The organism is Longimicrobium sp., from assembly GCF_036280135.1.
In the GTDB taxonomy this organism is placed as follows: Bacteria; Gemmatimonadota; Gemmatimonadetes; order Longimicrobiales; family Longimicrobiaceae; genus Longimicrobium.
On the sequence record NZ_DASURI010000748.1, the window covers coordinates 1 to 9,182 of the forward strand.

Sequence of the window (9,182 nt, forward strand, 5' to 3'; positions counted from 1 at the left end):
CGGCGCAGGCGGCGGGGGAGCGGGCCCCCGCCGCGCAGCGGCGGGCTCTGGAGTCTCGAGCGAAGTCCGCCGCTCCGCCCCTCATCCCCGCCGCCGATCCGTTTCCATCCGCCGTCGCTCGTCCTCGCCTCAGTTGCCGGCCAGCGGCGTGCGGAGGATGAACACCTCGTCCGCGTCGTGGAACGCGAGTCCGTCCGCGCCCCAGCGCACCAGGTGGCGGCGCTGCGGGGCCGGCTCGAACTGCAGCGTGGGCATGGCCAGCGCGCCCATCTGCGTAAAGGTGTTGATGTCGCCCACGCGGATGGCATCCTCCGCCAGGAAGAAGGCCCGCCCGGTGCCCACGTCCGGCCGCACGGCACCCTGCAGGGTATGGAAGATCCCCGCGTAGTCGTGGTGCCCCGTGTCCACCGTGGTCCCCGAGGTGCTGTACAGGCGCCCGCCCGCGTACACCACGTCGGACCCCACGCCCGCCCAGCCAAACCCCGTGCGGGTGACGGAGACGCCGTTGTCGTCCACCTGCATGGTGCGCCACTGGTTGGCCGACGTCTCGTTGTCCACGCCGTACAGCGTGGCGCCCGTCCGGCCGAACTCGATGACGTTGCTTCCCGCGCCCGCCGCCGTGGCCGTGGGGAGCTGGTACGAGGAGTAGTACGCGGTGTAGATGGCCACGCCGGCGTGCCCGGGCGTCACGGCCGTGTTGCGGCGCGAGATGGCGACCCGGGAGGTCACGCCGGGCACGGGCGCCAGGTCCTCGGCCACGACGCCGGAGTCCAGTTGGATGGTGGCGTCCGGGTACCCGCCCCAGTCCAGGTTCACGCGCTTGACACTGAACTCGCCGTCCACGCCCACCCACAGGAACCGGCCGTCCTCCGACAGGGCCAGGTACCGGGGGCTGTCGCCCACCCAGATGAGGTTTTCGATGGAGCCCGTCGCCGGGTCGATGACGGCCACGGAGCTCGTCATGGATCCGTCGTACACGGTGCCGTACAGCCGCTCCGTGCGCGGGTTGTACACCAGGTCGCGCACGGGCAGGTTCAGCGTGAGCTGCGACGTGATCGTGGCCGCGGGCTGCGGCCGCACCGTCACCGTGCCCGCGCGCCACCCGGTCGGCAGGCCGCTGCTCGTCACGGTGACGACGGCCTCGCCCGCGGTCGCCAGGTCCGACGCCGGGATGTACGCGCTGATCCGGCGCCCGTTGTAGATGTACGTCTGCCGCGGCGCGCCGTTCCAGTACACCTGGGCGCTGGTGCCCAGCGCGTCGCCGAAGATCACCAGGTTGAAGCCGGCGCTCCCCACCCGGGCGCCGGACGTGTGCATCACCAGCCGCGGGCCCACCTGGAAGGGCACGGGCGCGGAGGCGCCGCCGCCCGGTTGGGGGTTCACGGCCGTGACCTGCACCACCCGCGTCCACTGCAGCTGGTACGGGTCCACCTGCACCGTGATCACGGAGTCGCTCTGGCGGCTGGAGTTCACCGTGGATCCGTCCCACGCCACCTGCACGCCGGGCAGGAAGTTGCGCCCGTGCAGCGTGACGGTCCCGCAGTCCGCCGCGCTGACCTCGCAGCCGTCCGGCGTCATCCGCGTGATGACGGGCACGGGGTTCACCACCTCGAACGTCAGCGGGTCCGATGACTCGTACTCCTCGTTCAGCACCCACACCTGGTGCGAGCTGACCTGCCACAGGGGCATCTCGATCCGCGCCGTGAGGGTGGAGTCGTCCACCACGTTCGTGATGAGCGGCAGCCACGGGTACGCGCTGACCGTGCTTCCCGTCGTGAACCCGCTGCCGCGGATGGTGAGCACCACGCCCGTGTCGCCCACGAACGCCGTGTCGGGCGTCAGGGAGACGAGCGGCGCCGCCGTACCCATGGGCCGGATGCCCTCCGGCGAGACCAGCGCCTCGTCCGTGCACCCCGCCGCGCCCAGGGCGAGCAGCAGGGCCAGCGCGGCGGCGATCACGTGGCGGAATCGCGGCGGATTGGTTCTGGAAACGTGCGTGTGCATGAACGCTCCGTGTGCTGGAGAGGGAAGGGGGCAGCCGAAGATTACCCGAACAAAATACGAAGAGAGGCTTGCGCCGGCAACCGTCTTTCCGCACACTTTTCCGTGCAGTTTCTCAACTTTGATGCGGATGATCGCGCGGGAAAGTGTATCTCGTTCACACGGAAGAAGATGCACGCAGGGCACGGTGCTGGATGGAGCGCCGCATCCGCGTCCGCCGCCAGGTGATCGCATGGAAATAGATCGTCCGGTGTCGATGGGGATTCACAGGCCGGGCTCCGCGCGATGCCATGGCGGAGTTCACGTGGGCTTCCGGCGGTCCCCTTGTCCGCGGTGCCGGGCGTCCGACACTTTTCCGTGCGCTCCGGCGTACGTCCAGTCAGCAGCCGCACGCGTGCATCCACCCGCATCCATCACACTGCCGTGAAGCTTCTTCTTCGCTGGGTCGCGTCCGCCGTCGCCATCGGGATCGCCGTCTACCTGCTCCCGGGCGCGCTGGAGTGGGACGGGCGCATCGAGACGCTCTTTGTCGTCGCCCTCATCCTGGGCCTCGTGAACGCCATCGTCCGGCCCATCGTAAAGGGCCTGGCGTGCGGGCTCATCGTGCTGACGCTGGGGCTGGCGCTGTTCGTCATCAACGCGCTGATGCTGTACCTCACGGGCTTCATCGCCGGGCACTTTGGCTACGGGTTCCGCCCGCGCGACTTTGTCTCGGCCCTGCTGGCGTCCATCGTCATCAGCGTGGCGACGTGGATCCTGTCGATGCTGATCAAGGACCGGGATGACCGGTAGCCACCGGCTGGAGGCCATCACGCTGATCGAGGGCGCGCTGGAGGTGGAGCTCTGGCGCGATCCCACGTACACGCCGGGCTCCGCGGACAACGTTCACCGCTACGGACGCGAGATCATCGTGGGGGGCCACCGCGGCAAGGCCACGGGCGTGGAGGCGCGTGTGGACGGTCGCGCCGTCGCATCCGCCGTGCTGTTGTGCGAAACCGGATGTCCCGGGGTGATGGACGGCGACGCGCTGCTGCGGGATGGGACGCTGTTCGTCTCCCTTAGCGATTTTGTCGTCGCGCTACGCGTGCCGTCGCTGGAGGCGCGGTGGATGACGGACGTGGACGGCGCCTGCCCATTCGGGCTGATGGAGATCAGCGGGGCGGATGCGCTGCTGGTGCACGGCGAGCTGTGGATCACGCGGCTGGGGCTGGACGGCCGCGTCCAGTGGCGGCAGGGCGGCGCCGACATCTTCACCGGCGGATGCTGGATCGTCGGCGACGAGGTGGTGGCGGCCGACTGGAACGGCGCCGAGTACCGCTGGCGCCTGTCCGACGGCGAGCTGCTCGGCGTCGTCCCCGACGCGCATCCGCCCACGTGGGCCAACGCGCACAACCCCGGCGACGCGCAGGCCTGAGATCCGATCCCGGAGAGCTTGTTTTCCTGGGGGAGGCGCCGCGGGGTTTCCGTCCGTCGAGGAACCTTGGCGCCGACCGAAGGATCTTGCCTGCCGTGCAAGGACTCAGCATGGAAGCTGAGTCCTTGCAATGCGTAGTAGATCCTTCGGTCGCGCCCGTGGCTGGTGATCGGGCAAGATTTGCGCGGGCGCTCCCTCAGGAAATCAAGGTTTTCCGGGTGTGGGGATGACGCATCTCTCGAAACGACGAGCCCCGTCCACGCGATCCGCGGACGGGGCTCTCTGCTTCACTCGATGTAGCTCCCGATCAGGGCCGGGTCGCGGACGGGCTGGGCGTGCTGAGCGCGCCGGACGCGGAGCGCGTGGCCACGTGCCACACGGGCGACGGTCCGCCCCGCGCGGCGCCGGGCGTCGCGTCGACGAACTGCATCTCGCGCGTGGTGCCCACCTCGATCGCGTCGCCCTTCGCGTCGTCCGCGCGGTAGACGACGTACTCCGCGTCTGCCGATGCGTGGCGCGCGACGGTCCATCGCAGCAGCACGCCGCCCGGGATGCGCTCGGCGGACAGGCCGCGCGGCGCGCGCGGGGGCCACTCGGCGGAACCAACGGGGCGCAGCGGCGCGTGAAAGAACGCGCCGTGCGCCCACGTCCGCGGATCGCCCGCGGGGCTGTGCTGCGACACGCGGCCCGTGATCTCGCCGCCGCGCACCTCCGCCGCCAGCGTGCGCTCACCCGATCGCATTCCGGGACGCGGGGTAAGAGAGAAGCGAAGCACGCCGCCGCGCGTCTGCGAGCGGGCGCGGCCCGTGAACGGCGGAGGCCCGTAGACGATCACGGCGCCGTCCTCCGCCCAGAAGCGCAGCCCGGCGACCACCTCGCGCACGTGCGCCAGCGTCGCGGCCGAATCCCCCTTCGCGGCGCCGACGGTGCCGGCAGGGTGCGTGAGCTCCACGCGGTCCATGTCGACCACGTACAGCTCCGTGGCGCCGGTGGTGACGGCCAGCGCGAAGCCCGTCAGCGGCGGCGCGGTCGCGGCGGCGGACGACGCGGCCCGCACGGGCTCCGGCCGGTCCGTCTCCAGGTCCGCGAGATCGGAGACGGGCGGGGCGGATGCCGTGCACGCGCCGATCGCCAGCAGGACCGCGGCGGTCAGGGTGGAGAGGGCGGCGAGCTTCATGGTTGGGCGGCGGCCGGGGAAGGGAAGGATCCGGACGCTCGAAATCTGCGGCGGATGAGGCGCCCGCGGCGCCGGGAAAGGTCAGGCACCGTGTGCGGGCTTTCCGGACTACGCGCCGCCCCACCCGTCAAGATTCACGGTGCATTGCCGTGGAGACGCGCGTCGCGCGATCCGCGCTTTATCCGTGCGCCGGGGATGAGAGGTTCAACCTCCCCCAGGGGGTATTGGGGGAGGTGCGAGCCTGGGCGAGCGGAGGGGGCGCCCCGCGCGGGGCCCGCCGCACACCTGGATCATCGAACTGCGGTGGACTCGCACTTCGAGGTGGGATCACGCACGGGAGCGCCCTTCGTGGTCCGGACACACGATCCTTCGTCGCCGCCATGGATCGCGCACGGGCACACTCCGCGCGGCGGCTCCTCAGGATGACGCTCTCGGGCCGCGCGGGGGAGAGCAGGCGTGTTCGCGGCGGGGCCGGGCGGCCCCTTGCTGAACGAGGTTCACCGGGCGCAGAATGTGCACGCGGCGCCCGGCAATGGCGTCCTGGCGGGGGAAGATCGGCACTGGGCCGGCCCTTTGGTTGACAGGACGTGGATTTCCGAGTACTTTTCCGGTTTATGTTGAAAGTCAGCCTGACCGCGCTGGACCGCGGTGAAGTGCGCGTTCGGGAGCAGGTTCCGCCGGACGACCCCATGTGGGAAGGCGCGGGACTGTCGCTGGTCGCGCCGTTGGACGTGGACCTGGCCGCCCGCTCCGTGGGAGAGGGGGTCTTCGTGCGCGGCCGGCTCCGCACCACCGTGCGGCAAGCCTGCCGGCGCTGTCTTACGTCCGTGGAGCAGGCGGTGGACGACACCGTGGACCTGTTCTTCGAGCCGCTCTCGGAAGAAGACCAGGACGCCGACGGCGAGGTCTACCCGCTCCCGGCGCGGGGCGACGAGCTGGACCTGCGCGACGCCGTGCGCGAGCAGCTGCTGCTGCGGGCGCCCGAGTTCGCCCTGTGCAGCGAGGAGTGCCGCGGGCTGTGCCCGCAGTGCGGAGCCGACCTGAACACGGACCCGTGCGACTGCGTCCCCGAGACGGCTGTGAGCCCCTGGGACGCGCTCAAGAACGTCAAGTTCGACTAGACCGACCACCACGCTACAGAAGCATAGAGGGGGCTCCGATGGCCGTACCGAAGCGACGCCAGTCCAAGCAGCGCCAGCGCAAGCGCCGCACGCACGTCAAGGCCGCAATGCCGACGATCAACGCGTGCCCGCAGTGCGGCGACCCGAACATCCCGCACCGTGTCTGCGCCAACTGCGGGTACTACCGCAAGGAGCAGCGCGTCGAAGTTTCCGAGTTCTAAAGCCCACCGGCGACCCAACCGGAAAAGATGCGGATCGCGCTGGACGCGATGGGCTCCGACCGTGCCCCGGCCGTCGAGGTCGAGGGCGCGGTCGGAGCTTTGCTTGACCGCAGCGACGACGTGCGCGTCGTGCTGGTCGGCGACAGGGAGCGAATCGAGGCGGAGCTGGCGCGTTTTCCCGACGCGCCGCGCGACCGCCTGGAGATTCACCACGCCAGCGAAGTCATCGAGATGGGCGAGCCCCCCGCGACGGCCATCCGCCGCAAGCGGGACTCGTCCATCGTCGTGGGCGTGAACCTCCTCAAGGCGGGCGAGGTGGACGCCTTCATCAGCGCCGGCAGCACCGGCGCGGTGATGGGTGCCTCGCTCATTACCCTGCGGACGATCCCCGGCGTGGATCGCCCGCCCGTCGGCGCGCGCATTCCCACCGTGTCCGGGCGCTGCCTGGCCCTGGACGTGGGCGCCAACGTGGACTGCAAGCCCCACCAGCTGGTGCAGTTCGCCCAGCTGGGCAGCGTGTACGCCGAGGACATGCTGGGCATCGAGAACCCCCGCGTGGGGCTGCTCAACATCGGCACGGAGCCCGAGAAGGGGAACGAGGTGGTCCTGGAGGCCTACGGGCTGCTTACCCGGACCCCGCACCTCAACTTCATCGGCAACGTCGAGGGCCGCGAGATCGTCGCGGGCAAGTGCGACGTGCTGGTGGCCGACGGCTTCGTGGGCAACGTCATGCTCAAGTTCTACGAGTCCGTGGCGGGCCTCATCACGGGCATGCTGCGGCGCGAGGCCAGCGAATCCGGGGTGCAGCTGGACCTGGACCGCATCTTTCGCGGCCTGGACTACGCCACCACGGGCGGCGCGCCGCTGCTGGGCGTGAACGGCGTCGTCATCATCTGCCACGGCGGCTCGCCGCCGCTGGCCATCCGCAACGCCATCGGCGTGGCCGCGCAGTCCGTGGAGCGCCGCATGGTGGAGCACATGGCCGCGCGGCTGGCCCGCCCGGCCGAAGGACCCAACCAGCCATGATCCAGGCAGCCTCTCCCCGCGCCCGCCTTGCGTCCACGGGCCGCTTCTCCCCCCCGCGCGTGGTGACCAACGCGGAGCTGGAAACGCTCGTCGACACCAACGACGAGTGGATCCGCACCCGCACGGGCATCCGCGAGCGCCGCCTGGCCGACAAGGACACGGGCGCCGCCGACATGGCCGCCGCCGCCGCGCGCGTGGCCATGGAGCGCGCCGGGGTGGAGGCCGAGGGGATCGACATGATCCTCCTGTCCACCGCCACGCCCGACCGCCTGCTGCCGTCCACCGCCTGCGACGTGCAGGCCCTGCTGGGCGCCCGCAACGCCGCCGCGTACGACTACGCCACGGCCTGCTCGGGCTTCCTGTACGGCCTGTCCATGGCCGAGGCGCACATCACCGCCGGCCAGGCCGAGACGGTGCTCGTGTGCGCCACGGAAAAGATGTCGTCCATCGTGGACTGGACGGACCGCAGCACCTGCGTGCTCTTTGGCGACGGGGCGGGCGCCACGGTGGTCAAGCGCGCGGAAGACGGGCGCGGCATCCTGTCCAGCTACATGAAGAGCGACGGCACGCTGGCGGAGCTGCTGTACCGCCCCGGCGGCGGCGCCAGGATCCCCCTGGACATCGCCGTGCTGGACGAGCGCTCGCACTTCGTGAAGATGGCGGGCCCCGAGGTGTTCAAGAGCGCCGTGCGCGCCATGTGCGAGGCGGCCGAGACGGCCCTGCAGCGCGCGGGCGTCACGGCGGACGAGATCGACCTGCTGGTGCCCCACCAGGCGAACATCCGCATCATCGAGGCGACCGCGAAGTACGCGAAGATGCCCATGGACAAGGTGTTCGTGAACGTGGACCGGTACGGCAACATGTCGTCGGCCTCCATCCCCGTGGCGCTGGACGAGGCGCGCGAGCAGGGGCGCGTCGGCGACGGGGCGCTGGTGCTGATGGTGGCGTTCGGCGCGGGATTCACGTGGGCCGCGAACGTGGTGCGCTTCTGATGAACGGTGAACGGATCGCCCTGCTCTTTCCCGGGCAGGGGTCTCAGGCGGTGGGGATGGGCAGGGACCTCGCGGAGCGGTTTCCCGCCGCGCAGGCCGTCTTCGAGCAGGCGGACGAGGCGCTGGGCTTCGCGCTCTCCACGCTGATGTGGGAGGGCCCGGCCGAGGAGCTCACGCTCACGGTGAACGCGCAGCCCGCCCTGCTCACGCACAGCGCGGCCGTGTGGGCCGTGCTCAAGGACGCGGATCTGGACGTGGTCTGCGCGGGCGGCCACTCCCTGGGCGAGTTCAGCGCGTACCACGCGGCGGGCGCGCTCTCGTTCGCCGACGCCGTGCGCACGGTGCGCCGCCGCGGCGAGCTGATGCTGGAGAGCGGCAACGCGCGCCCCGGCACCATGTCGGCCGTGCTGGGCCTGGACGACGAGGTGGTCGAGGGCGTCTGCCGCGAGGCGTCGACAGAGGACAGCGTCGTCGTCCCCGCCAACTTCAACTCCCCCGGCCAGGTGGTCGTCAGCGGCGACGTGGCGGCGGTGGAGCGGGTGGGCCCCATGCTGGTCTCGGCCGGCGCCAAGAAGGTGCAGGGCCTCGTGGTGAGCGGCGCCTTTCACTCCCCCCTCATGCAGGTGTCGCAGGCGGGGCTGCAGGCGCAGCTGGATTCGATCGATTTCGCCGCGCCGGCGTTCCCCGTCGTGAGCAACGTGACCGCGCACCCGGTGACGGACGCGGACGAGGCCAAGAGCCTGCTGGTGGACCAGCTGGTGTCGCCCGTGCGCTGGACGCACTCCGTGCGGACGATGCTGCAGATGGGCGCGGAGCGGTTCCTGGAGGTGGGGACGGGCAAGGTGCTCATCGGCATGCTCAAGCGCATCGACAAGGCGGCGGAAGGGCGCGGCCTGGCGCTGGGCACGGCGGAGGCGATCGAGGCGTATCTGAACGGAAGTGCCTAGTGCCAAGGACCAGGTGCCAAGGAAAAGAACGGCACTTGGCACCTGGTACTCGGCACTTGGCACTTATCTGACGGAGGACGGCGTGGAGCTACAGGGTCAGACGGCGCTGGTAACCGGGGGATCGCGGGGAATCGGTCTCGCCATCGCGCGGGCGCTGGCGGAAGCGGGCGCGCGGGTGGCCGTGGTGGCGCGCGACGGCGCCCGGGCCCAGGCGGCGGCCGCGGAATTGCCGGGCGAGGGCCACCGCGGCTACGCCGTGGACGTGGCGGACCCCGAGGCGTGC

Annotated in this window: 10 protein-coding genes; 8 read left to right on the plus strand and 2 right to left on the minus strand. The window is 70.9% G+C overall.

Annotated elements, in window-relative coordinates:
• Positions 1 to 129 precede the first annotated feature (129 nt).
• Entirely contained in the window at positions 130 to 2,004 is a 1,875-nt protein-coding gene (locus VFZ20_RS24190; protein WP_329686526.1) for an IPT/TIG domain-containing protein, read from the minus strand.
• Positions 2,005 to 2,424: 420 nt separating this feature from the next.
• On the opposite strand from VFZ20_RS24190, the gene VFZ20_RS24195 reads away from it, so the two are divergent.
• Together VFZ20_RS24195 and VFZ20_RS24200 are read left to right on the plus strand one after the other, a co-directional pair.
• The gene (locus VFZ20_RS24195) at positions 2,425 to 2,793 is read left to right on the plus strand and encodes a phage holin family protein (RefSeq protein ID WP_329686527.1); all 369 of its coding nucleotides are present in this window, start codon (positions 2,425 to 2,427) and stop codon (positions 2,791 to 2,793) included.
• Complete coding sequence (locus VFZ20_RS24200) at positions 2,783 to 3,415, plus strand: hypothetical protein (protein ID WP_329686528.1); 633 nt, start codon at positions 2,783 to 2,785, stop codon at positions 3,413 to 3,415. The genes VFZ20_RS24195 and VFZ20_RS24200 overlap by 11 nt, the downstream gene beginning before the upstream one ends.
• Before the next feature lie 307 nt (positions 3,416 to 3,722).
• Here VFZ20_RS24200 and VFZ20_RS24205 read toward each other — a convergent pair whose 3' ends face one another.
• Positions 3,723 to 4,592 (minus strand): hypothetical protein, encoded by an 870-nt coding sequence (locus VFZ20_RS24205; protein WP_329686529.1) that lies wholly within the window; start codon positions 4,590 to 4,592, stop codon positions 3,723 to 3,725.
• A 614-nt stretch (positions 4,593 to 5,206) separates the two neighbouring features.
• Here VFZ20_RS24205 and VFZ20_RS24210 point away from each other — a divergent pair.
• The 6 genes from VFZ20_RS24210 to VFZ20_RS24235 all read left to right on the plus strand — a co-directional run.
• The gene (locus VFZ20_RS24210; RefSeq protein WP_329686530.1) at positions 5,207 to 5,713 is read left to right on the plus strand and encodes a DUF177 domain-containing protein; all 507 of its coding nucleotides are present in this window, start codon (positions 5,207 to 5,209) and stop codon (positions 5,711 to 5,713) included.
• Between the two features lie 38 nt (positions 5,714 to 5,751).
• A complete protein-coding gene (gene rpmF, locus VFZ20_RS24215) occupies positions 5,752 to 5,934 on the plus strand; it encodes a 50S ribosomal protein L32 (RefSeq protein ID WP_329686531.1) in 183 nt (60 codons plus the stop codon).
• Positions 5,935 to 5,961: 27 nt separating this feature from the next.
• Positions 5,962 to 6,960, plus strand: coding sequence for a phosphate acyltransferase PlsX (plsX, locus tag VFZ20_RS24220; RefSeq protein ID WP_329686532.1), 999 nt, complete (start codon positions 5,962 to 5,964; stop codon positions 6,958 to 6,960).
• On the plus strand, positions 6,957 to 7,952 hold the full coding sequence (locus VFZ20_RS24225) for a beta-ketoacyl-ACP synthase III (protein WP_329686533.1): 996 nt from the start codon (positions 6,957 to 6,959) through the stop codon (positions 7,950 to 7,952). Before plsX ends, VFZ20_RS24225 begins: the two co-directional genes overlap by 4 nt.
• Positions 7,952 to 8,899 carry an ACP S-malonyltransferase gene (gene fabD, locus VFZ20_RS24230; protein WP_329686534.1) on the plus strand — a complete coding sequence of 316 codons (948 nt, stop codon included), beginning with the start codon at positions 7,952 to 7,954 and terminating at the stop codon, positions 8,897 to 8,899. Before VFZ20_RS24225 ends, fabD begins: the two co-directional genes overlap by 1 nt.
• A gap of 82 nt (positions 8,900 to 8,981) precedes the next feature.
• Positions 8,982 to 9,182: SDR family NAD(P)-dependent oxidoreductase (locus tag VFZ20_RS24235; protein ID WP_329686535.1), on the plus strand; the 201-nt coding region annotated here is incomplete at its 3' end.